This window comes from Petrotoga sp. 9T1HF07.CasAA.8.2 (assembly GCF_002895585.1).
GTDB classification, from domain to species: domain Bacteria; phylum Thermotogota; class Thermotogae; order Petrotogales; family Petrotogaceae; genus Petrotoga; species Petrotoga mobilis.
In genome coordinates, this window is sequence record NZ_AZRI01000004.1 from 1 (window position 1) to 25,242 (window position 25,242).

At 37.5% G+C, this 25,242-nt stretch carries 19 protein-coding genes; 13 read left to right on the top strand and 6 right to left on the bottom strand.

The window, feature by feature from the left end; genetic code table 11:
* From X925_RS00235 to hflK, 3 genes are all read right to left on the bottom strand, one after another.
* A partial coding sequence (locus tag X925_RS00235) for a hypothetical protein (protein ID WP_146026667.1) occupies positions 1 to 377 on the bottom strand: 377 nt, incomplete at its 3' end.
* A 2-nt stretch (positions 378 to 379) separates the two neighbouring features.
* Positions 380 to 1,240 (bottom strand): protease modulator HflC, encoded by an 861-nt coding sequence (gene hflC, locus X925_RS00240; protein WP_103065669.1) that lies wholly within the window; start codon positions 1,238 to 1,240, stop codon positions 380 to 382.
* On the bottom strand, positions 1,237 to 2,232 hold the full coding sequence (hflK, locus tag X925_RS00245; protein ID WP_121515156.1) for an FtsH protease activity modulator HflK: 996 nt from the start codon (positions 2,230 to 2,232) through the stop codon (positions 1,237 to 1,239). Before hflK ends, hflC begins: the two co-directional genes overlap by 4 nt.
* Before the next feature lie 583 nt (positions 2,233 to 2,815).
* Between hflK and X925_RS00250 the strand changes: the two genes are divergently transcribed.
* The 13 genes from X925_RS00250 (at position 2,816) to X925_RS00310 (ending at position 20,343) form a co-directional block, all read left to right on the top strand.
* Complete coding sequence (locus X925_RS00250) at positions 2,816 to 3,757, top strand: SDR family NAD(P)-dependent oxidoreductase (protein ID WP_121958803.1); 942 nt, start codon at positions 2,816 to 2,818, stop codon at positions 3,755 to 3,757.
* A complete protein-coding gene (locus X925_RS00255) occupies positions 3,732 to 4,967 on the top strand; it encodes a replication-associated recombination protein A (RefSeq protein ID WP_121958804.1) in 1,236 nt (411 codons plus the stop codon). Before X925_RS00250 ends, X925_RS00255 begins: the two co-directional genes overlap by 26 nt.
* A 228-nt stretch (positions 4,968 to 5,195) precedes the next feature.
* Positions 5,196 to 6,221 carry an ABC transporter ATP-binding protein gene (locus tag X925_RS00260; RefSeq protein WP_369973987.1) on the top strand — a complete coding sequence of 342 codons (1,026 nt, stop codon included), beginning with the start codon at positions 5,196 to 5,198 and terminating at the stop codon, positions 6,219 to 6,221.
* Positions 6,221 to 7,429 carry an ABC transporter ATP-binding protein gene (locus X925_RS00265; RefSeq protein WP_121958806.1) on the top strand — a complete coding sequence of 403 codons (1,209 nt, stop codon included), beginning with the start codon at positions 6,221 to 6,223 and terminating at the stop codon, positions 7,427 to 7,429. Before X925_RS00260 ends, X925_RS00265 begins: the two co-directional genes overlap by 1 nt.
* Before the next feature lie 18 nt (positions 7,430 to 7,447).
* A complete protein-coding gene (locus tag X925_RS00270) occupies positions 7,448 to 9,211 on the top strand; it encodes an ABC transporter substrate-binding protein (protein ID WP_121958807.1) in 1,764 nt (587 codons plus the stop codon).
* A 76-nt stretch (positions 9,212 to 9,287) separates the two neighbouring features.
* Complete coding sequence (locus tag X925_RS00275) at positions 9,288 to 10,262, top strand: ABC transporter permease (RefSeq protein WP_121958808.1); 975 nt, start codon at positions 9,288 to 9,290, stop codon at positions 10,260 to 10,262.
* A 17-nt stretch (positions 10,263 to 10,279) separates the two neighbouring features.
* On the top strand, positions 10,280 to 11,956 hold the full coding sequence (locus X925_RS00280; RefSeq protein WP_121958809.1) for an ABC transporter permease: 1,677 nt from the start codon (positions 10,280 to 10,282) through the stop codon (positions 11,954 to 11,956).
* Positions 11,957 to 12,287: 331 nt separating this feature from the next.
* Complete coding sequence (locus X925_RS00285; protein WP_121958810.1) at positions 12,288 to 14,795, top strand: ABC transporter substrate-binding protein; 2,508 nt, start codon at positions 12,288 to 12,290, stop codon at positions 14,793 to 14,795.
* 90 nt (positions 14,796 to 14,885) lie between these two features.
* Positions 14,886 to 15,935: an ABC transporter permease gene (locus X925_RS00290; RefSeq protein ID WP_121958811.1), complete on the top strand. Its 1,050-nt coding sequence runs from the start codon at positions 14,886 to 14,888 to the stop codon at positions 15,933 to 15,935.
* Entirely contained in the window at positions 15,932 to 17,341 is a 1,410-nt protein-coding gene (locus X925_RS00295) for an ABC transporter permease (RefSeq protein ID WP_233187705.1), read from the top strand. The genes X925_RS00290 and X925_RS00295 overlap by 4 nt, the downstream gene beginning before the upstream one ends.
* 6 nt (positions 17,342 to 17,347) lie before the next feature.
* The gene (locus tag X925_RS00300; protein WP_121958812.1) at positions 17,348 to 18,319 is read left to right on the top strand and encodes an ABC transporter ATP-binding protein; all 972 of its coding nucleotides are present in this window, start codon (positions 17,348 to 17,350) and stop codon (positions 18,317 to 18,319) included.
* A complete protein-coding gene (locus tag X925_RS00305; protein WP_121515167.1) occupies positions 18,312 to 19,343 on the top strand; it encodes an ABC transporter ATP-binding protein in 1,032 nt (343 codons plus the stop codon). The genes X925_RS00300 and X925_RS00305 overlap by 8 nt, the downstream gene beginning before the upstream one ends.
* A 64-nt stretch (positions 19,344 to 19,407) precedes the next feature.
* On the top strand, positions 19,408 to 20,343 hold the full coding sequence (locus X925_RS00310; RefSeq protein WP_121958813.1) for an ABC transporter permease: 936 nt from the start codon (positions 19,408 to 19,410) through the stop codon (positions 20,341 to 20,343).
* 140 nt (positions 20,344 to 20,483) lie between these two features.
* On the opposite strand, the gene X925_RS00315 is transcribed toward X925_RS00310, so the two are convergent.
* From X925_RS00315 to X925_RS00325, 3 genes are read right to left on the bottom strand one after another with little or no spacing between them, the layout of a single operon-like run.
* On the bottom strand, positions 20,484 to 22,502 hold the full coding sequence (locus tag X925_RS00315; RefSeq protein WP_121958814.1) for an ABC transporter ATP-binding protein: 2,019 nt from the start codon (positions 22,500 to 22,502) through the stop codon (positions 20,484 to 20,486).
* The gene (locus X925_RS00320) at positions 22,499 to 24,232 is read right to left on the bottom strand and encodes an ABC transporter ATP-binding protein (RefSeq protein ID WP_121958815.1); all 1,734 of its coding nucleotides are present in this window, start codon (positions 24,230 to 24,232) and stop codon (positions 22,499 to 22,501) included. Before X925_RS00320 ends, X925_RS00315 begins: the two co-directional genes overlap by 4 nt.
* A complete protein-coding gene (locus tag X925_RS00325; protein WP_121958816.1) occupies positions 24,229 to 24,726 on the bottom strand; it encodes a MarR family winged helix-turn-helix transcriptional regulator in 498 nt (165 codons plus the stop codon). The genes X925_RS00320 and X925_RS00325 overlap by 4 nt, the downstream gene beginning before the upstream one ends.
* Positions 24,727 to 25,242: the final 516 nt, after the last annotated feature.

Below are 25,242 nucleotides of genomic sequence, written 5' to 3' on the forward strand. Positions count from 1 at the left end.
TCTGTTAGCGCCCCTTCGCCCCGCTCCCCACCCATAAGGAAGGAAGAAGAAGGGGTTCCCCCTTCATCTATAAGGATAGAGGAGGAAGCGTTTTCTTCATCCATAAGGAAGGAAGAAGAAGTTCCATATTCACCCAAAAGAGGTGAAGAAGAAGTTCCCTCTTCATCCAAAAAGAGGGAGGAGGGAGCCTCCTCTCCATCGATAATTATTTCTACATTATCATAGTCAAAATTTGTTTTTATCGTTAACGGGATATTTGGGGAAATTTTTGTTGGAATTTCGATTTCAAAATTAATGTTTGACTTACCATCATATTGACAGCCAAAGAGTAATGTTATTAACATCGAGAATAATACAATCTCAGAAACTAGCTTCAAGACTATTCCACCTCATAGAAAAGTTCAAGTAAAGGTGAATCGTTGGGTATTAATAATACGCTGTTGTTGAATGAGTCTTTGTAAATGTCTGTTATTTTTTGTAGTTCGAAGAAATCTTGATCCAAGGAATAAGCTTCTGAGTAAATGTTTATTGCGCTTGCCTCACCTGTTCCTCTTATGATATCAGCTTCTCTTTGGGCATCTGATCTGATTCTACTTGCTTCTCTATCTGCTTCGGCTTTCATTCTTTGGGCTTCTTTTTCTCCTTCAGCCCTTAATTGAGCAGCCATAGCATACCTTTCACTTTTCATTCTTTCGTATACAGCTTCGGTGTTCTCCTGAGGTAGGTCGGTTCTTTTGAGTCTTACATCCACAACATTTATTCCAAAATCTTCAAGTGATGCTTCACTGCGATTTTTTATTTCTTCCAGGATAGTTTGTCTTTGGAGTGAAAGGACCTCAGGGAATGTGTAATTTCCTATAACATCTCTTGCATGCGAATAAACGATGTCATCGATTCTTGTCATTGCAACTTCTACGGTCCTGAGTGTTTCAATGAACTTTTGAGGATCTTCTATCCTCCATATTGCATATGTATCGGCTAAAATAGTTCTTCTGTCGGAAGTTATTACCCTTTCTACGGGTATGTCATAGATCATGATCCTTTTCTCGAGTTTAACTACGTTGTCTATAAAGGGAGTTTTTACATAAATTCCTGGTTCCGTTTTTATGCTTATAATATTTCCAAATCTAAGTACTATTGCCTGTTGAGTTTGATCAACGATGTAGAAAGCCGTAAAACTAAATAGAATTACAAAAAAAGCTACGATTATAACTACTGCCCATAACGTCGTATTTTTCATTGCGCATCACCACCGATAATTTCGCTTAGATCCAAAAAGTTCAAGGTGTTTCCTTGTTCAGATACTACTTGTATCTTTGAATTTTTGATCATTTGTTGTACAGAGTCTAATATTAATCTTTTTCTTGTAATATCTTCAGAGTTTTGGTATTCTTCCAGTAAAGCTTTGAATCTTTCTGCTTCTCCTGTTGCCTTCGCAACTTGTTCATAGGCGTAAGCTTGCGCATCGTTTAAGATTCTTTGAGCTTCTCCTTCAGCTCTTGGAATAATGTCGTTGCCGTACCTTTGTGCTTCGTTTATTGCTGTTTGTTGGTCTTGACGTGCGTTGTTCACATCATCGAAAGCAGGGACCACAGGTTCTGGTGGTGTTACTGCTTGGAGATAAACATTTTGTATTATAATACCAGAGTTGTAACTGTCCAGTATGGACTGAACTCTTTCAGCTGTTTCCATGGCAATTTGATCTCTCTCTGTAGTCAAGACGTTTTCTAAATTCGACAGAGCTACACGTTCCCTAAGTACGCTTTCAGAAGTCGATTTAACTAAGTCGTACCCCTGAATTACATTGAAGGCATACGCCACAGGATCGTTTACCCTATACTGAACTACTGCTTCAATACTAATTATATTTTGATCGCCAGTGATCATTTCTGCTTCATCAGTGTATGAGCTGTATGAGGGGGTTCTTCCTGTGCTGGTAGTTCTAAAACCTAGTTCAACCTTATTTATTGTTCTTACATCAACTATAACATGAGATTGAATAGGATAGGGAAGATGAATGTGTAAACCTGGTCCTGCGGTGGATTTGTATTCACCGAACGTTTTGACTAACGCTACTTCAGAAGGTCCTACCTGATAAACACCGGTTAAAAGGTAAATACCAATCGCTATGATAACGGCAATAATGATTATATTGCGCCATCTATGACCTTCATGATTGTTACCTTCGTCGTTAAATTCTTCGTTGGGATTGAAGATCTCATATTCAGCCAAAATTACTCACCTCTTTTAAAAGTATGGGATACTATGTGTTAGCGCCCTACCCCCGCAGCCCACCCTTCTGAGGAAGGACCTGCGGTCCTTAAATCAGCTGGGGGGAGGGCTTCGCCCTGTGACCCATTTGAAACTAAATTTTTTTGTAAATTAATTATTTGCGTAGTTCTTTTGTAAGCTTTGCTTGGTCTTTATTAGCGCCCTACCCCCGCAGCCCACCCATTAAGGAAAGGGATTTTCCCCCTTTCACCCCGCAGTCCGCCCTTCTGAGGAAGGACCTGCGGTCCTTAAACCAGCTGGAGGGGAGGGCTTCGCCCTGTGACCCCCAAACCCTAATTTTGCTTAATAAAAGCTTTTTTGCATAGAACAGCAAAAGGACTTAAAATTAATTATAACATAAAAGTCGCATATGTTTGCAGATTTTTTACTATAATCTATTTAAATTTCAAAAATACATTTGAGGTTATAGAGTGTTATAATAAATATAACACAAGGTCACAGGGCAAAGCCACCAACTTCTTTCCTTATGGGCGGGCTGCGGGGCGAAGGGGCGCTAAATCATTATCACTTTTGGAGGCAAAATATGGCTGATAAAAACAAATATCGAATCCTCGTTACTGGGGGTGCGGGTTTTATAGGTTCAAACTTAGTTGATAGATTGATGAAAGAAGGCAACTCGGTAGTTGTTATCGATAATCTTTCCACAGGAAATGTAGAATTTCTGTCACCTATGGCTCTTTTTTACCAACAAGATATTAGAGATTATAATGTTTTGGAGAAAATATTTGAAACCCATAAGTTCGATTATGTTTTTCATTTAGCGGCACAGATTTCTGTTCCCGATTCTGTTAAAGATCCAAACTGGGACGCCGAAATCAATGTGATGGGTACTTTGAATTTGTTGAAATTAGCTGTTAAGTATGGGATTAAAAAGTTCGTATTTTCTTCTACAGGAGGAGCTATTTACGGTGATAACGCGCCTATTCCCACATCAGAGGATTACTGTCCTCATCCTATTAGCCCATATGCTATTTCAAAGTTTGCTTGCGAAAAATACATCGAGTTTTATTCACGCCAACACGATCTGAATTACACCATATTGAGATATGCCAACGTATATGGTCCTAAACAAACCCCAAAAGGAGAAGCCGGGGTAGTGGCAATCTTTACTCAAAATATGCTTGAGAAAAAAGAAATAGTTATTTACGGTGATGGAGAACAGGTACGAGATTTTGTACATGTTTTTGATGTCGTTGAAGCCAACTTTTTATCAATGAATAAAGGGGATAAAGAGACGATAAATATCTCAACTAACAAGAAAACCACTATAAACGAGCTTTTTGAAGTGATGAAAAGAAAAACGGGATATGAAAATGACCCGGTTTATAAGCCAGAAAGAGACGGTGATGTGAAGATAAGTTTGCTTTCGAATGCGAAGGCAAAAAGTATTTTAGGATGGGAGCCTAAATACGATTTAGAAAAAGGGGTGGAAAACACTATTGAGTGGTACACAACCTCTTTATGAGATAATTAGACCTAAAAAGGTTGACGAGGTGCTGGGTAATGAAAAGTTGAAAGAAATACTTAAAACCTGGATAAAGAATAAAAAGGTTAGATCTTTCATTATATATGGTGAACCTGGTAGCGGTAAGTCTACTATTGTGAGGGCTTTAATAAACGAGATAAAAGATTATTACGATGTTTTTTCTATTTCAGGGGCAATAGAGGGAAAGAAAAAAATAAAGGATATAATAGAGCAAAAAAATAATCTTTTTACAAAACCCAAATTATTATTTGTCGATGAAATACATAGATTGAATAAAGCCGAACAAGATACTTTACTTTTAAGTGTTGAAACAGGAGAGTTAACTCTCATAGGGGCGACAACAGAAAATCCAGCTATTAGTGTCAATCCAGCTTTATTATCGAGGGTATTGGTTTTTAAAACTAAAGAATTAACTGCCGAAGATTATGAAAATTTATTCCAACAAATAGAAGATTATTACAAAGATTTAAAAATTACAAAAGAGGCACGCAAAGCACTGATAGAATATGCTGGAAATGATATCCGAAGGATAATGAATTTAATAGAAACAGCAAATGAAGCTGGGATCAATTCAATTGATTTAGAATTTCTTAAAGATTTCACCGGGTATCGACTAACTTACGATAAAAACGCAAAATACAGCTTAATTTCTGCATATATAAAAAGTATGAGGGGTAGCGATGTGGATGCTGCGTTGTTGTACCTTGCTTATATGCTTGAAAGCGGTGAGGATCCTATGTATATAGCAAGAAGGATGGTTATTTTATCTGCCGAAGATGTTGGTTTGGCTGATCCTAACGCCTTAAATATAGCTGTATCAGCTATGATAGCTACTGAACATGTTGGCTATCCTGAATGTTATCTTCCATTATCTGAAGCTACAATTTATCTGTGTTCATCACCAAAATCTAATTCAGCATACATTGCCTACGCTAAAGCCAAAGAGTTTATAAGTCAAAATAATTTTGAGATTCCACCTAAATTGATAAATCCTTTGAATAAAAGAATGGAAAAACAAGGCTTTGGCCAGGGATACAAGTACCCTCACGATTACGGAGGTTTCGTTAGAGAAAGTTACATGCCAGAAGGTTTTGAAAATACCCAATTTTACACACCCAAGGAAATTGGTATTGAAAAACGTATAAAAGAACGATTAAAAGATCTCTGGAAAGATAAGAAGAATTATTGAACAATGAGTCATGAAACTTTTTGCACAAAAATTTAGATTAGTTAGCATTATTGAAATTTTTTTCATTATTCGGGAATAATTGGCAATAAATCCTGTAGACTATTGTTAATTAGTTTTTTTCTACTTGACAATCAAGGTTAATATTTATTATAATATGAAATAGAATTAAAGAGATATTATTTTTATGAGGTGAAAATATTGAATGATATCATCTTAGACGTTAGAAACATGAGCACACACTTTCCCGTAGCTGAAGGAACGGTTAAAGCTGTCAATCAACTTTCTTTTACTTTGAGTAAAAATGAAACTTTAGGGATCGTTGGTGAAACAGGGTCTGGGAAAAGTGTAGCAATGAAATCTGTAATGGGGATGATAAAAAGTCCAGGTTATATTACCAAAGAGAGTCAGATATTATTTAAAACAAACGAATTCAGTAAAGACGGTAAGAAAGAGTTCGTTGATCTAGCAAAATTAAAACAGAAAGATTTTACAAGGATAAGAGGGAAACATATAGGAATGGTTTTTCAAGATCCAATGTCTTCTTTAAACCCAATGTTTACAATAGCCGATCAGATGATTGAAACCATTGTTTTTCACCAAAACGTATCTATACAAGAAGCAAGGGAAAGGGCTATAAAGCTTTTAGATGATGTAGGGATTGCCAACCCAGCCGAAAGGATCGATGACTATCCTTTCCAATTTTCAGGTGGTCAAAGGCAGAGGGTAGTAATAGCTATAGGGCTTTCTTGTAATCCAGAAATTTTGATTGCAGACGAACCTACCACCGCGTTGGATGTTACTATTCAAGCCCAAATTTTAGAGTTGATGAAAGATTTGCAAAAAGAGTATGATATGGGAATGATATACATAACTCATGACCTCTCTGTAATAGCCGAGGTAGCTGATAAGGTTATCGTAATGTACGGTGGGACACAGATGGAAATGACAGATATTTATACACTTTTTGAAAAACCTAGGCATCCATATACCCATGCTCTGCTTTCCTGTATACCAAGGCACGATATAAAGGTGGATCTATTGAACCCGATAAAAGGGCAACCTCCTGTTATGCTGGATCCTCCACCATTGTGTCCTTTTTTGCCAAGATGCCCCTATGCCACTGAAAAGTGTAGGAAAGAATGGCCCGAGTTAACAGAAGTTGAAGAAAATCATTACATAAGATGTTTTAATCCTATATCTGATACTACTCCTGTTCATTATGACGATGTGATAGATAAGAAGGAGGCTCTTTGATGCTTTTAAAAATCCGTAATCTGAAAAAATATTTTCCGATTAAACAGGGGTTTTTGATAGATAGAACGGTCGGGTACATAAAAGCAGTGGATGGGGTCAATTTGAACTTAGATATAAATGAAACTTATGGATTGGTTGGAGAGTCTGGTTGTGGAAAGACCACGATCGGTAAAACGATTTTGAGATTGGAAGATCCTACTTCGGGTAAGATTTTTTTAAACGGAGAAGAAACTTCTCATTATTTTATGAGTAAAAGAGCTGGAGCAAAGTATTTGGAAAGGGAATACATCGAGTACGCTCATGAATTAGAAAAAGAGTTGGGGAGCAAAGAGAAAGTACTTGAAACCCTCGAAGAAGAAGAGAGAAAGTATATCCAATATTACTACGATAATGGAAAAGAAAAATTTTTGGATTATATGTTTAAAGATTTAGATAGAAAAAGAGCGGATTTTAGAAGAAATGTTCAAATAGTGTTTCAGGATCCTACATCTTCTTTGAATCCAAGAATGACTGTAGGTCAAACGTTGATTGAACCACTTTTGTTTCACAAGATGGCAAAAAATAAAATAGAAGCAAAAAATATCGCACTTGATATGTTGAAAAAAGTCGGTTTGAAACCTTACCACGCCGACAGATATCCTCATCAATTTTCTGGTGGGCAAAGACAGAGGATTGCCGTAGCACGTGCGATTATTTTAGATCCAAAGTTGATCATCTTAGATGAACCTACTTCTGCGTTAGATGTTTCAGTACAGGCACAGATAATTAATCTTTTAAAGACTTTACAGAGTGAGTTCAACGTTGGATATCTCTTTATTTCTCATGATTTAGGGGTTGTTAGATTCATTTCAAACCATGTGGGCGTTATGTACCTTGGAAGATTAGTTGAGTTTGGAGACGGTTCAGAAATATTTGATAGAACTTTACATCCGTATTCACAAGCTTTACTAAATGCCGCACCTCTTCCAGATCCAAGAAAACGAAGAGATAGAAAAAAGTTTTTAGTTAAAGGTCAAGTACCAAGTCCAGTTAATAGACCCAAAGGATGTTTTTTCAACCCAAGATGTCCCTACGCTATGGACATATGTAAAAAAGATTACCCTGAATACTATAAAATAAACGAAAACCATTATGTTGCTTGTTTCTTATACAAAGAGGATAGAGATAGAGGTTTATCACAAGAAAAAGAGGGTAAGTTGGTAAAATAACTTAAAGGAGGGATTCACATGAGAAAGTTGTTGGTACTATTAGTAGTGGCTTTAAGCGCTTTGACGATTTTTGCGCAAGAAGCTTACAACCCCGAGTGGCTTATCGCCGATGTAGAAGGTGGTCAAAAGGGTGGAACCTTATACCTTGCAACAACTTCTGGCCCAAAAACTCTAAATACTTACTGGGCTCAGGAAACATCATCTTCTATCATCATCAATCAAGGTGGTGTATCGTTACTCAGCAGCGATTTTTATGGGCAGCCAACACAACCATCTCTTGCAAAGGATTGGGGTGTTGAGCGTACAGCAGATGGAGGCACACTTTACTGGTTTGAAATGAGAGAAGGGGTTAAATGGTCAGATGGTCACCCATTAACCGTCGACGATGTAGTATTCACATGGGAGAAGATAATAGTCCCAGATTTAACAGCAGATGGTAACGATGTTTATATGGACGCTGAAGGTAATCTTCCAGAATTGACTGTTGAAGGTAATAGAATCATGTTCAAATATCCTACAGTCTTCAGATTTGGGCTTGAAACCGTCGGTGGATTCGCCATAATGCCGAAACACGTATTGGAGGATAAAGTAACGGATGCAGAAACCTTCCAGTCCACTTGGACGGTAGAACAAGTTGATCAAATAGTAGTTGGTGGACCTTTTAAAGTTACAGAGTACACCGAAGGAGTCAGGGTAGTTTTGGAAAGAAACCCATACTACTTTGAAAAGTCAAAAGACGGGGTACAACTTCCTTACTTAGATAGAATTGTCTTCGAAATAGTGACAGATACTAATGTTGAAAGATTAAGATTCGAGGCAGGAGAAATAGATATGCACGGTCCTCAAGCTAAGGATTTCCCAGCTTTGAGAGCTCAAGCCGAGGAAAAAGGTTGGAATGTAATAGTAGGTCCAGCTACTGCCGGGTCAAACTTTATAGCTTTCAATTTCAACGCAGCCGATCCTGTTCATAGGGCATGGTTCAGAAACGATAATTTCAGAAAAGCTGTAGCGTATGCCTTTGATAAACAAACTCTTATAGAAACACTTTACAACGGATTAGGGGTACCTTGCTATGGTCCAAGAACTAATTCTTCAGCTTTCTACAATCCTGAAATCGAAGAATTGGGATTCAGATATTCACTTGTTACAGCCCAGAGACTTTTAAGAGAAGCAGGTTTTAGTTGGAATGATAGGGGCGAGTTAGTCGATTGGGATGGAAACGTTGTTGAGTTTGAATTGAACACCAATGGTGAAAACGTGATGAGAAACGAAATTGCTGTTATTTTAGTTGATTCCTTAGGTAAACTTGGAATCAAAGTTAATTACAGGCCAATGCAATTCAACGCAGTGGTTCAAAAAATGTACTCAGCTAACTGGGATGCAATTATCATTGGATTAGTTGGAGGAGACGATCCTGGATGGGGTACAAACGTTTGGTTGTTAGATGGTGGGTTACATTTCTGGAACTGGTCTCCTGAAGTTATGGAATGGGTTGATCCAGATGAATATTGGGCACACCCTGCTGAGCAAAGAATTGATGAGATTATGAGAGTTCAACGTTCGATTTTGGATAAAGATGAGCTCCAAGAGCTTTGGGACGAATGGCAAATGTTGGTTGCGGAAAATCAGATCTTAGTTTACACAATTTCACAGAATTACTTGAACATACATAAAAATACGTTGCATTTGTATCCTGTAGAAAAATATGGAACGATCAACCCTTACGGTTATTCCTACTCACCAGGTCTGTGGAAAATTGAGTACGCCTGGAAAGAACAGTAATTTTTAGGTTTATTAAAAAAGGGCGGAAGGGAAACCTTCTGCCTTTTTAAAATCATAGTAGGGAGGCTTCGTGATCTTGCTCAAATATATAATTAGAAGGCTTATTCTTGCTATACCTGTGTTGTTAGGAGTATCGGTTATCTCGTTTTTTGTAATGCAGTTGGCACCTGGTGATTTTTTGGATACATATAGAGTAAATCCCAATATCAGTCGCGAACAGATTCAAGAATTAGAGAGATTGTATGGATTGGATAAAAATCCTGTAACCCAGTATTTCTTGTGGTTAGGAAACATTATGAAGGGAGATTGGGGTTACTCTTTTGTTTATAAAATAGATGTTTGGCAAGTGATGCTGAGAAGACTTGAAGCCACACTTTTGTTGGGAGTGACAACTTTTATCTTTACCTGGGGAATTGGTATACCTTTAGGAATAACTGCAGCGCTTCACCAATACAAATTTACAGACCAAGCCCTTTCTACTCTTGGGTTGATAGGTCTTTCTATTCCAAACTTCTTTTTCGCGTTATTATGGTTAATGTGGTCTGCAAATACTGGAATATTTCCAATCGGGGGGATGTTATCACGAGAATTTGCTAATTTCCCCTGGTACAAACAGATAGGTGATTTCTTCTGGCATGTTGCTGGCCCTGTAGTTACATTGGGAACGGCATCTCTTGCTGGAACTATGCGCGTTATGAGAGGGCAGATCTTAGATGAGATGAACCAAGATTATGCAGAGTTTGCAAGAGCAAAGGGGATGCCTTCAGACGTTGTCATATACAAGCATACGTTGAGAAACGCTATCAATCCTGTAATTACCTCATTGGGATTCAGTTTATCTTCGATATTGGGTGGTGCGTTGATAACGGAATATGTGTTTTCATGGCCAGGTTTAGGAACTTTGATGAGAGATGCGATCTTCCAGCAAGATATTTACTTGGTAATGGCAAATTTGTTTTTGCAAGGTATTCTATTAATTACTGGTAATTTGATCGCTGATATCTTACTTGCTGCATCTGATCCTCGTGTCAGATTAAGAATGAGTGCTTAAATTGGAGGGATTTTTAAGTGAGAAAAAAGCAGAAGGATAATTTGAAGAACACACCCCAAAACACACAAAACGATGAAGAACTTTTTGAGCGAGAATTCATGTCAACGCCTGCACTTATTTGGAGGGCATTAAGAAGGCACAAATTGGGAATGATATCACTTGTGGTGTTGATCATTTTATATTTACTTGCTATATTTGCAGATTTTGTCTCTCCAATGAATCCATTTAATAACCATATTCAGTATAGATTTGCCCCTCCTTCTACGATTTATAGAAAGGATTTATTCACAGGTGAAAGAGTCGGACCTCACACTTACCTGTATATGAGTGAGAGAGATCCAATAACATACCAAAGTAATTACGTGGAAGCAACCCATTTGGATGTAATTAAGGCGAGGGATCCCGAAACGGGTGAGTTAATTACCTTTGAATTGGGTGAATACAATCCAACCTACAATGCAACAGTTTCAGATATTACTTATACATTTAAGAATACTATCATGGCGAAAACTGCAGATGGAGAATATATTGAATTATCAACCAATCGTAAATATGATCAGACTTTGATTCCTTTATCTTATTTTACAAAAGAAGAGAACTTAAATGGTCCAGTTTCATTTGAAGATGGCCTTTATGACGTTAATTTTTCAAAACTTCTGAGTGGAGAGACGATTGTTGTTAACGAAGATAACAGAAGTATGGCAATTAATACTTACAAAAGTGATTATAGATACGCTCCTAAAATAAGAAATCAAGAAATTATCAGTGTAGATACTTTTGCAACTTTGGAAGAGATATATGTCTATTTTGATTTTTTACCTGTTGTATTGACCCCTTCAGATTTGCAAGCGGTTAATTTAAAAAATTATCCTATTGAATTTTTTATTCATTCTTGGGATTACAAGCTTTTAGGGCTTTTCCCAACCAATTTACATTTATTTGGAGTTGAAAAACCAAAATTACCTTCGTTATCAGATTATTTTTCAAACGATGGGATACTGTATGTATGGGGATCAGACCAATATGGAAGGGATATTTTCAGTAGGATATTCTTTGCTTCCCGTATCTCTCTTTCTATAGGGTTGATTGGAATATTATTAACATTTACAATCGGTATTTTTTTAGGCGGTTTGGCAGGATACTTTGGAGGATGGGTGGACGAAGTGACTATGAGGTTCACTGAAATATTGATGTCAATCCCTAGCCTTTATTTGATATTAACTTTAAGTGCTGTATTGCCTACAGGTATCTCACCAGAGATTCGGTATCTTCTGATAGTTGTAATCTTGTCTTTTATTGGCTGGCCTGGTATGACAAGGGTTATAAGAGGAATGACTATGGGTTTGAAACAAACAGAGTTTGTTCAAGCGGCTATAGCTTTAGGATATCCTCCAAGAAAAGTGATATGGAACCATTTGTTACCAAATACCTATACCTACGTAATCGTTTCTGCGACGTTATCTATACCGGGATATATTTTAGGTGAGGCTAGTCTCAGTTTCTTAGGTGTGGGAGTAACCGAACCTGGAGCCTCGTGGGGATTGATGCTTTCCCAGGCTCAAGATATACAAGTTTTAACCAGTTACCCTTGGGTACTTTTACCAGGATTGTTTATCATTATAACGGTTCTAGCCTTCAATTTGTTTGGAGATGCTATAAGGGATGCATTGGATCCACGAGCCTTGGGCTTGTAATTCTATAATTAATATAAACCCCACGTATTTTGTGGGGCTTTTTATTATGGTATTTGGTTTATATTTTTGTAAAAGCCAAGAAATTTAGTGAAAATTTGAAAAAGTTAGCATTAATGAAATTTTTTTCATTATTCGGGAATAATCGGCAATAAATACCTTAGATTATTGTTAATTAGTTTTTTCTAACTTGACAAACTCTGTAAACTTGACTATAATTATATATGCTAAAGAAAATATTGTTAAGTAGTAATAATATTATTTTAAGTTTTTGTTTTGTGGTGGGTTAAGTTGGTTTCAATTAAGATTTTACAAATCTTAAAGGAGGGATATTATGAAGAAAGTAGCGACTTTTTTGTTGGTTACGTTTGTTTTGATTTCTGCTTTTGCATTAGCAGAACAGGGACCTATGCCGGATAAGGTTTATTTCGGTGTGAGAATGCAACAAGATGTCGCAATTCAAGATGTCGCAGCTGGTAACGTAGATGTGTTTTTTACGGGTGTTGGGGCTCCAACGATTAATTCTTTGCCCCAATCGGTACTTCAAAACTTAGATATTTACAACATTCCATCGGGTTCTTGGTCTTTATTATTTAACCCCATACCAAACGAACCTCCGTATACGGTAAATGTTGACGGTGTTGAGTATTTTAACCCGTTGGCGATTCAAGAAGTAAGGTATGCTATGAATTACCTAATTAACAGACAGTATTTAGTCGACGAGATTCTTCAAGGTGCAGGTGGAGTAATGTATACGATGGCAACCCCTGGACAACCTGGGACCCAACCTTACATTGATATTACTGCAAATATGGGTTTTACTCCAGAAGGTAACCAAGATCTAGCTTTTGAAATGATAGAAAACGCTATGAATGAGGCTGCCAATCTGCCTGAAAATAGAGGAAGATTGGTAAAACAAGGTCAATGGTGGACATTCGATGGACAACCAGTAACCTTGAAGTTCATAATTCGCGTAGATGACCCTAACGGAAGGTTACCAGCAGGCAGATACATAGCTGATCAAATCGAAAGAGCTGGTATAATGGTTGAAAGAGTAGAAATAGACAGATATGCAGCAGTTGATCTTGCTTATTACTCAAACCCTGCAGATCTTCAATGGCATATATACACAGAAGGTTGGGGCGCAGGTGCTACGAGAAAGTACTGGCACCACATTGTCTCCCAAATGTATGCACCTTGGTATGCTAATATGCCAGGAGGTCAAGAGCCAACATTTTGGAACTATGAACAAGATGAGATTGATGAGCTAACTCAAAAGGTTTATGCCGGTAATTTTGCAACAGAAGAAGAGTATTGGGATATGATTCTAAGAGCAACTGAATTGGGTATAAGAGATTCCGTTAGAATATACCTGACCTACCAAGAAGACTTCTATGTCGCTAACAAAGATCGATTCAACAGACGAATGGTATATGGGCTAGGAGATGGATTAAATCAATGGTCCATTATCACTGGAGATACGGTTGATCGAACCTTGAACGTTGTTCAATTCTCTGCTCAAGGATCTTTGTTCATGGGTGCTTGGGATCCTGTAGGAACGGATGGATTCAACGATAGCTATTCCATAAACATTGCATCGAATATGTACGACTACGGTATGTTTGAAAGTCCGGCTTCAGCAGATCATACACCTGCAAAAGTTGTTCCAAGGATGGAAACGTTGGACACCAAATTTGTAGTTGACGAAAACGGTGAGATGGTTGGTTTAATAGAGGTCCCCGCAGATGCTATTAGAGTTGATCCTGATAGTAAAAAATGGGTCCCTGTAGGACCAGGCGTTACATCTGTTAGTGTTGCTACTTACGATATAATATACGGTGTTTGGCATCATGGAATTTCTGAAAGTTTAGTAGATTATATGTATCAGCCTCTATATGTATGGGACCTTTCAGTTGATTCCGGACCCACTGACTCAAGGTACGATGCGACTTATTCTGCTTCAGCAATGCCCGGACTAGAAGTTGAGGTTGCAAGAAAAATAAATTCAGACGGTTCGATAACCGTATGGTTTGATTACAACTTCCCGATTGATGATATGTACTTAGCTACTTGGGGAGCACCTGGATGGTCAGTTTCTCAATCAGGACAACCAATAGGTGTTTCTTGGGAAATAGTTGAAGCTTTAACGAGGTTGGTTGAAAATGGAGGAGCTTCAGGAAGAGAGTACACATTCTCAGCAACAGCTGCTGGTGGAAACATTTACGAAGTGGATGTACTTGAGCCTGTATCGGTTAACGATATTAAAGTAGAACTTCAAAAGATGATAAATGAAAGATACGTGCCTATTTACATTGAAGACATGGTTACACCTGACGAGGCTGTCGAAAGGTACCGAGCGGCACTTGATTTTGTTAATGAATACAACCATGCTTATATAGGGAATGGTCCTTTCATGATGACCAGATATGATCCCAGTGCACGTTTTGTTGAATTAACGGCTGTTAGGGATGAGAGGTACCCATTCGAACGTGGATATTGGAACGAGTACTTTGAAACGGTTAGGTTGAACGTTGATAGTATAGAACTTGCTTTTGCTGCTATAAGAGGGTTAGACTTACCTGTTACGGTTAATGTATCAGAGGTTCTTTACCCATACGATACATATTCTCCGGCTCCTGAAGGGGATGTAGAGGTTTCTTTGATCACACCAGAAGGGCCAGTGAGTTTCAAGGCGCAAGTAGAAACAGCTGGAACATTTGTTGCAACTATACCTGGAGACGTGCTTAATACATTAGACCCCGGTACTTATGCAGTTGTAGTTACTGCAAGATCGGAAGGAGCTATTCCATCTACTTATTCAACAACTATCGTTGTGTATTAATGTTCTAAAAAGCCTTTTTAGGGTTTAAGGGCTCCCTCACGGGAGCCTATTTTTCAGAAAGTTGAATTATATACAGAGGTGATTAACTGTATGTATTGGAGATATGCAGTAAGAAGAATATTGATGGGTGTTTTAATCTACGTTGTCATCATTTTTATATATTCGGCTTTATTTAACACGGTAATGGATCAGACGTTAAATAGTCAAATAGTCGAACAAGTAAACGGTGAAATGATGAAGATGTCACAGGTAGGAACAGATCCTCAATATTTGTTAGAATACAGGCAGAGAAGGATCAGCGAACTTCGTCAGTTATACCACTTAGATGATCCGGTGCTTTCCAGAATTTTTTGGAGGGCTATCGATACGTTGACTTTCAATTATGGGAATTCAACTGTAATGAGGTCTTTTGAGGGTGAAACAGACGTACTTAAAATAGTTTTAGAAAGAATTCCCAATACCTTGATGTTGTTTACCACTGCGATAATTATCGATATTTTGATTGGTGTATGGTTGGGGATAAAAAAAGCCCAGAAAGCTGGAAGAACAATGGATAAGACTACTTCTATAATAACTATGGGGGTATACGGTCTGCCATCTTGGTGGTTTGGGATGGTCATGATAATGTTGTTTGCATTTGCAATACCTATTTTCCCATCTGGAGGTATGAACAGTGTCCCACCTCCAACAACCTTTTTTGGAAGGCTGTTTGATACGTTGTATCATATGGCTTTGCCTGTAATTACTTTGGTGTTCATAGGTTTTTGGGGAAGGGCTTATTTAACTAGAAATATAGTTTTAGGAAATTTGCAAGAGGATTTCATAATGTCTGCAAGGGCAAGGGGTATTCCGGAAAGAACAGTTTTATACGGTCATGCCTTAAGAACCTCTGCACCCCCTATTTTAACCATGTCCCTTTTATCCTTGTTAGCTTCTTTTTCTGGAGCACTGGTGTTTGAAGGTATATTCAGTTGGCCTGGAATGGGGAACCTTTATTGGTCAGCGGTTCAGATGAATGATATCCCCGTTCTTTTAGGTAACCTTTCAATAACAACGCTCATATATATTTCTGGTATCGTCGTTTTGGATTTGATATACGGTTTCTTAGACCCTAGAATAAAAGTTGGTGGGAAAGCGTGAATAAAATAAAGACAAACAATAAAACAAAACGCTATACTAAACAGTTAAAAGATTTTTGGAATGAGTTCAAGCAAGTTAAATTTGGTATAGCTGGAATAATTCTTTTACTTCTTTTTATATTTTTAGTCATTTTTGAACCGTTTTTAACCCCTTTCCCCGAAGCTTCTACAAGGTGGAGAGATATAACATATTGGGAAGATAATCCTAGAAGCGTTCCTCCCGTTTGGATAAATTGGTTTTCTCAAAAGGATTATACTCCAACTGAATATATTGAAGATTTAGAATATACAGAACAAAATATTTCTGGTCCAATAAGTATTTTAAATACAGTTATAGAGTATGATTACGATTATGATATTCCTCCTGTTGATCTAATCTATAGAGGGACTTTTAAAGGTAACTTTAGTTTGAATATGGTGCTTGAACGGCCAGATGGTAATACAATCAATTTAGTGAATAAAAGTTTTACTTCGAACACTGAAAGAGATTTTAGAGTATCACTTGTTAATGAATCAAGTAACAACGTTAGAAGCTTTGCAAGGAGATATGTGCAAAACCTCCCCCCGAGAGTTGACGTAAATACTGTGCTTTTTTCACAAGCAGATGGTGAACTTTTTTCAAATCCAACTCCGTTAAAGGGAACTTACAAGCTAAATATTAATCTAATGAAAATGACAGAAGAAACTGTTATTGAAGACACAAGGTTAGTTGTTTCAGGAAGCGTTTCTGGTTTGCTTGGTACAGATAACGCTAAAAGGGATGTTTGGAGTGGTTTGTTGGCAGGCATTAAATGGGCATTGTTCATAGGGCTTATGACATCTGCTATTTCAGTGTCAGTAGGAGTTATTTACGGAGTTGTTTCTGCGTATTATGGTGGTATAGTTGATTCTATAATGCAAAGAATTTGGGAAATTTTCATCAACATACCTCTCCTTCCTGTTTTAATTGTTTTATCAGCAATATTTAGCCCTTCTATTTGGAGCCTGATTCTTATGATGAGTTTGTTTTTTTGGGTAGGTCCTGTTAAAACAGTGAGGAGCATGGCTTTACAAATAAAAGAAGAAACATATGTTGAAGCGGCAAAAGCTTTAGGTGCTTCACACAGAAGAATTATTTTCAAACATATGGTTCCAATCTTGATTCCATACTCCTTTGCGAGTATGGCTTTGAATGTTCCTAGTGCCATTCTTTACGAGGCAACTGTTAGTTTGCTTGGTTTGGGGGATGCGACCATAGTAACATGGGGACAAATTCTCCACGATGCTATGAACGGTGGTGCCGTAACGAATGGTCTTTGGTGGTGGGTTGTGTCTCCTGGAATTGCTATTGCTTTAGTAGGTATGACTTTTGCCTTTTTAGGCTTTGCAATGGACACCATCTTAAATCCAAAATTGAGAACGAGGTAGATATGAATGAATGATATTTTAAATGTTAAAAATTTAAAAGTGTACTATTATACAAGAAAAGGTGTTGTAAAAGGTTTAGACGATGTAAGCTTTTCTCTGAGAGAAGGTGAAACATTAGGTCTTGTTGGAGAGTCAGGATGTGGTAAAACGACTTTGGGCATGGGTCTTTTGAGAATGCCAAACCCTCCAGGCAAGATTGTAAGTGGTGAGATTAATATAGATGGAGAAAATATAGTTCCTTTAAAAGAATCAGTTTTGCGTAAAAGAGTTAGGTGGGAGAAGATTTCCATGGTGTTTCAAGGGGCCATGAATAGTTTGACCCCTGTTTATACCATTAAAAAACAGATGCTGGAAACCCTTCAAACTCACAGGGAGATGGAAGAAGAAAAGGCTCTGGCTATAATTAAAAAATATTTAAACCAGGTGGGTTTATCAGAGGATATTTTGAAGAGATATCCTCATGAATTATCTGGAGGTATGAAACAACGTGTTGTAATCGCAACGGCGTTGTTTTTAGAGCCTAAAGTCGTTATTGCCGATGAGCCTACTACGGCGTTAGATGTTATCGTTCAAGCTCAAATAATAAATCTTCTGAAAAGGCTAAAAAAGGATCTTAATTTGTCTTTTATCTTTATAACCCATGATTTAGCTACTGAAGCGGAAGTAGCGGACAGGATAATGGTGATGTATGCAGGTAAGATAGCTGAAATAGGAGAAAATCATCATATTTATGGTCCCCAGGGACCAGCACATCCGTATACAAAAGGTTTGCTGGGAGCTACACCTCGTTTACATAAAAAAGTTGAAGAATTAGCCTTTATACCTGGTGTACCACCTGATTTGCTCAATCCACCCAGTGGATGTCGATTCCATGAGCGTTGTCCGGTTGCTTTCGATAGATGTGCAGTAGAAGAACCACCTTTAAAAGAAATTGAACCCGGACATTTTGCAGCTTGTTGGAGGTGTTTCGATGAATGATGAAATCATATTGAGCATTAAAAATTTAAAAAAGTGGTTTCCCTTGCGAAGAACCGTTTCAGAAGTGTTTCAAGGGAAACGAAGATGGGTTAGAGCGGTGGATAATGTAAGTTTTGATATAAGAAAGGGAGAGATATTTGGCTTAATTGGAGAATCTGGTTGTGGAAAATCAACGACGGGTAGATTATTGATGAAATTAGAAGAACCCACAGAGGGCCAAATAATATTTAAGGGTGAAGATGTTACTTTTTTGTCTTCCACTGAGGAAATTAAGAAGTATAAAGAAGATGTACAAATGATTTTTCAGGATCCTTACTCTTCGATGAATCCAAGGTTTAGAGTTAGAGATGTTTTGGCAGAACCTTTGATCATTCATAACAAAACCAAAGATCCTAATGAAATTGAAGAGATAGCAAAGAATGTTCTAAATGAAGTTAAATTGACGCCTCCTGAAGAGTTTATGGATAGATATCCTCACATGCTCAGCGGAGGGCAAAGGCAAAGAGTTGCAACGGCAAGGACCTTAGTTCTTTCTCCGGATTTCATAATAGCGGATGAACCCGTTTCTATGATCGATTTATCAACTAGGGCAGAAATTCTCCACATGATGAAAGATGTTCAGCAAGATTTAGGGCTTACGTATCTATACATAACTCATGACTTATCAACCGCGAGATATTTTTGCGACAGGATTGCTGTTATGTATCTTGGAAGAATAGTTGAGTTAGGCGATGCTGACGAAATAATTGAAAGACCTCTACATCCATACACCAAAGCTTTGATAGAAGCAGTACCAGAACCTTTACCTGGAAAAGAAAACGTAATAAAAGAATTACCAATAAAAGGAGAGATCCCATCTGCAGCAAATATACCAAAAGGATGTAGATTCCATCCAAGGTGTATTTATGCACAGCCCGAATGTTTTGAGAATGTGGATGATCCAGAGTTGGTAGAAGATTCAAACGGTCACTACGTTGCTTGTTATAGGTACAAAGAGATAGATCAGGAAGTAGAAAAGGTTTGAAAAATCCCCACAAATGTGGGGTTTTTTAATTTTGATGAAAATAGATATTAAGGTGGTTACGTCGATGTATTGGAGATATGCTTTTAAAAGGGTGTTAATGGGTGTTATGATTTATTTTGTTATTATTTTTGTGTATGCTGTACTTTTCAACGTCATGTTTAAACTTCACTATAGCTACCTTTTGGAAGGACCAATATTACCCGAGATTTTCTCTGATTGGTTCGATACGATCACTTTTAATTATGGTCAATCTATGTATATAAGATCTTTTAAAGGAGAAACTGACGTCATTAAAATTATCTTAGAAAGAGTACCTAATACCATGCTTCTTTTTACTATGGCTATTATCATAGATATTTTCTTGGGGGTATACCTGGGCATAAAAAAGGCTCAAAAAGCAGGAGGATTCATGGACAAAACAACTTCGATACTTACAATGATTTTTTACGGCCTTCCAACATGGTGGGTTGGACTGGTAATGATCATGTTTTTTTCTTTCAAAATGCCTTTATTTCCTTCTGGTGGTATATTTAGCATCCCGCCTCCTGTGGGGTTTATAAAAAGATTTGCCGATATTGTGTATCATTTAATTCTACCTTTAACTACGCTTGTTTTTTTTCGTTTTTGGGGTAGAGCATATTTATCAAGAAATATCGTGTTAACAAATCTCCAGAATGATTTCATAATTTCCGCAAGGGCTAGGGGTATTCCTGAAAGAAAAGTTTTGTTTGGGCATGCTTTAAGAGCTTCTGCTCCTCCAATCTTAACAATGTCGGTTTTATCTGTGCTCGATTCTTTTTCTGGGGCATTGATCATCGAAGGTATTTTTAATTGGCCTGGAATGGGGAACCTTTTTTGGGCTGCTATTCAACAAGATGATATTCCAGTTCTTTTGGGTAATTTGTCTTTTACAACTCTTTTATACATCTGCGGTATTGTAATTTTAGATTTAATTTACGGGGTGCTTGACCCTAGAATAAAAGTTGGCGGGAAAGAGTGAATAAAATCCCGCATATAATTCTGAAGTGGAAATTATTGGCAATTTTTAATTGAAAAAACGCCCATTTAGGGCGTATTTTCGGAAATTATTTTATTACTTTCATCCATTCCACACCCCAACTTAGTTGGGGTGGAGAGGGTTTAGCTTTTGACAGAAGCTATATTTTTTTGTGATGTTTTTGGTTCTTTAATTGGTTTTTTTAAATCGATTCCCAAAAATTGACTCATATAGAGATTGTAGTAAAAGCCTTCATTTTTCATGAGTTCTTCGTGATTTCCAGTTTCGACAATGGAACCATGATCCATTACTAAGATCGTGTCGGCATTCCTGATTGTAGATAATCTATGAGCAATTACAAAGCTTGTTCGCCCTTCCATCAATTTTTCCATAGCTTGTTGTATTAATGTTTCTGTACGCGTGTCCACAGAGCTTGTTGCCTCATCCAAGATCAAAATTTTGGGGTCTGCAAGGAAAGCCCTTGCGATGGTTATCAATTGTCTTTGACCTTGTGATAGGTTCGAAGCTTCTTCATCTATTATTGTGTCGTAACCATGGGGTAATGTTCTCACGAAATGATCTACATACGCCGCTTTAGCAGCTTGTATGATCTCTTCATCAGAGGCATCTTCTTTACCGTATGCGATGTTTTCTTTTATCGTGCCTCCAAAAAGCCAGGTATCTTGAAGGACCATACCAAAGTTTTTTCTGAGATCTGATCTTCTCATTTGCCTAATGTCAACACCGTCTAAGGTGATTCTTCCATCTGTAACATCGTAGAATCTCATTAGAAGGTTTACAAGTGTTGTTTTTCCTGCACCTGTTGGTCCAACTATCGCTACATTTTCCCCAGGATGAACAACTAAGTTTAAGCCTTCTATCAAAGGTTTGTTAGGGTCATAACTGAAAGATACATTTTCAAACGCTATTCTTCCTTCTACTTCAGGTAATTCTACAGGATCGACTGGATCAGGAACTTCGTCCTCTTCATCTAAGAATTCAAATACTCTTTCGGCAGAAGCGATAGTTGATTGTAAAATATTTATAATATTAGCAGTTTGAACTATCGGTTGGGTAAACATTCTTGAATACTGGATGAACGCCTGTACATCTCCAAGTGTCATCAGACCGTTTGCTACTCTGAGTCCTCCGATAACACTGACAGCAACGTAGTTAAGATTGTTTAGAAAGGCTATTGCTGGTCTTATTATGCCTGATATGAATTGAGATTTGAAACTTGCTTGGTATAACCTGGTGTTTTCTTTGTCGAATGTTTCTTTAGCTTCTTTTTGTTTGTTGAAAACTTTTACAATGTTATGACCTGAATATGTTTCTTCTACATGACCGTTGAGTTTTCCCGTGCTGTCCCACTGCGTTTCAAATTGTTTCTGAGATTTTTTTACGATGAACATTGTTACAATTAGAGATAAAGGAATCAGCGTCAAGGCTATTAAGGTGAGCAAAGGACTTATCGTTAGCATCATAACGATGACACCGATTATAGTCACAGTAGCTGTTATGATCTGTATTAACGTTTGTTGAAGCGTTCTTCCTATGTTATCAATATCGTTGGTCACTCTACTGAGAATATCACCGTGGGAATGACTGTCAAAATATTTAAGTGGAAGTTTTGCTAGTTTGTTGTCAACTTCTTTTCTGAGCCGATAGATGGATTTTTGAGAGACACCAGCCATCATATATTGCTGTAGCCAATTAAAAAGGGCTGATAATCCATAAATTACCAAGAGGGTTAATAAGATTTGTACGAGTTTGTTATAATCCACTCCCTGGCCTGGAATTATGTTCATTGGCCCAATCATTTCAGCAATTTGATCATTGCCTGAGAGTTTAAGCATTTGTATAGCTTCTTCTTTTGTCATATTTTCAGGCATATTTTTACTTATTATACCTTCGAATAACACATTGGTGGCGTTCCCTATTATCTTAGGGGCTGTTATCATAAAGATTGTAGCAAGAACGGCAAAAGAAACAACGAACAAAATAGGTACTAATTGAGGTTTTAAATATCCAAGTAATCTTTTTAAGGAACCCCAAAAATTTTTTGGTTTTTCCCCAGGAGTTGCTCCTCCTGGCCTTCCCATTCCCATCCCCATAGGTCGATTGGTTGAACTTTTAGAAGTTTTTGTGTTATTGGGACTCATGCGGTTTCCTCCTCTGGTAACTGGGATTTTACAAGCTCTCTATAGACTTCACATGATTGCATAAGTTCTGAATGTTTTCCTTGTCCTTCTATCGTTCCATCGTCGTTTAGAACGATTATTAAGTCTGCATTAAGTATGGTACTTACCCTTTGAGCTACTATTATAACTGTGGAGTTTTTAGTCTCTTCCTTTAGGGCTTCTCGAAGGTTGGCATCGGTTCGATTATCCAAAGCTGAGAAACTATCGTCGAATATATAGATCTTTGGTTTTTTGACAATTGCCCGTGCAATCGATAAACGTTGCCTTTGACCACCGGAGAAGTTCGTTCCTCCTTGATCAACTGGAGCTTGTAGTTTGTCAGGTAATTCTTCTACAAAATCTTTCGCTTGGGCTATTTCTAAAGCATGCCACATTTCTTCTTCCGTTGCATCTTTCTTACCATATGCTAGATTGGAAGCTATCGTTCCACTGAATAGATAAGCTTTTTGAGGTACAAAACCTAGGGAGTCTCTAAGATTTTCCATCGACAGTTCTCTAATATCTACACCGTCGATTTCTATCTTCCCATCGGTAACTTCGTAAAAGCGTGGGATCAAGTTTATAAGAGTGCTTTTACCGCTTCCGGTACTACCTACAATTGCCGTAGTTTTGCCTGGTTTAGCCTCAAAAGAAATGTTTCTTAATACGGGTTTCTCAGCACCTTCGTATTTGAATGTCACATTTTTAAAAGATACAGTACCTTCTTTACTTTTTAAAAGAACAGGATTGTCTGGTTCATTAATTGTAGGTTCAGTTTCTAATACCTCTTTGATACGATCGGCAGATGCTTCTGCACGAGGCCACATGACAAACATCATCATCGCCATCATTATTGATATGAGTATTTCCATTATATAGGTTAAGAAGGCTGTCAAGTTGCCTATTGGCATTGCCCCACTGTCTATTCGCATTGAACCGAACCAGAGAATGCTAACGGTTGAAAGGTTCATGATGAGCATTAGAAGAGGCATACCTAATGCTAATAATCTATTTACTTTTATGGAGGTTTGCGTTAAGTCGTCATTAACTTTATCGAATCTTTTTTCTTCACTTTTTTCTTTCACGAAAGCTCTGATGACGCGTACGCCCATTAATTTTTCTCGCAGAACACGGTTGACGTTATCGAGCTTTACTTGCATGCTTCTAAAAAGTGGGATTGCCTTACGCATTAAGAAGAATACAACCATTCCCATCACTGGAATTATCACTAAAAGGGAAGTAGAAAGGACAACGTCTTGGCGAATAGCCATAATAGCGCCACCTATTGAAATTATAGGTGCAAGGATCATCACATTCAACATTATTAATACCAACATCTGAATTTGGTATACATCATTCGTGTTTCTTGTTATCAACGAGGCGGTTCCAAACTTGTCTATATCGTTTTGAGAGAAACTCATTACCTTATAATAAAGATCTCTGCGTAAGTCCTGGGCAAATTTTGCAGAGATTCTTGAGGCAAAAAATGTCGCCCCTACAGCAGCACCAACGAGTAATAGGGAAAATAACAACATCTTTCCTCCGGCTTGCATGATGTAATTGAGGTCTCCTTTGGCAACACCGTTGTTGATAATGTCTGCATTTAAGTTTGGTAGGTATAAGTTTGAGACAGCTTGGACGGTGAGTAAAACCAATGTCAAAATTACTTCTTTATAATACTGTTTTAAATATTTGCTTAGTATGGTTCTCATCCTTGATCTTCTCCTTTTTGTAAATGTTTTGATAGGTTGTTGGATATTTTTTTTAGTAACTCGTTAAATGTGTTGAGTTCTTCATCTGATAACCCTTCAAAGCTGTATCTCACCATCTTTGAAAAGGATGTTTTTAAATTTTTTATTTCTTCTTCTCCGGCTTCAGTTAAGTAGATTTGAAGAGTACGCATGTCATTTGGATCGGATTGGCGGAGTATGAGCCCCATTTTTTCCAACCTTTTGAGAATCAACGAAACGGTTGGAGGAGCAACATTCATGAGCTTTGCAAGATGTATTTGACTTATTCCAGGATTTTTCGAAATATGCCATAAGCAAACTCCTTGCCCTGGATAGACATCTTTTTCTGCCATGATCTTAAAATTTAACTGTCTTTGTAGGTTCATCACTTGAAAGAATTGTTGGACAACGTTGATCGTTGATGGATTGAGTTCATCAAAAGGGAAATCTTCTGTGCAAAGTGTTTGGTCTTTCATTTCTTTTCTCCTCTTCTTTTCTCTTATAGTTAGATTGCAGCTTTTAGAAATTCTAAAACTTGGTGTTAGCGCCGGACGTTAAGGGGTAAACCCCTTAAGATCCCCAAATTCGCGTAACATCATTTGCATACGTCATTTGCGAAGCAAATGAGGGTATGGAAATTATTCTAAAACAATTACAAAAAGACGTTTTGCACGAAGCAGCAAAAAACTTTTTGCATAAGGCTGCAAAAATACATCGTTTGCACAATCCAGCAAACGCTTCCCACCCGTGAGGAAAAGAGTTTTTATTAGCGCCCTTTCACCCCGCTCCCCACCCATTTAAGGAAAAGATCTGTAGTTTCAAAGACTGCGTCTATCTTCTATTAGTATGCTAATAATTAACTCACTAACTATTAGCATACTAATAATTAGTATACTATCTTTTTTTGAAATATCAAGGTTTTATTTGAAATTTTGATTAATAGTTTATATCTTTTGAATACATCTCTTAATCTTTTGAGTGAGTTACCTGGC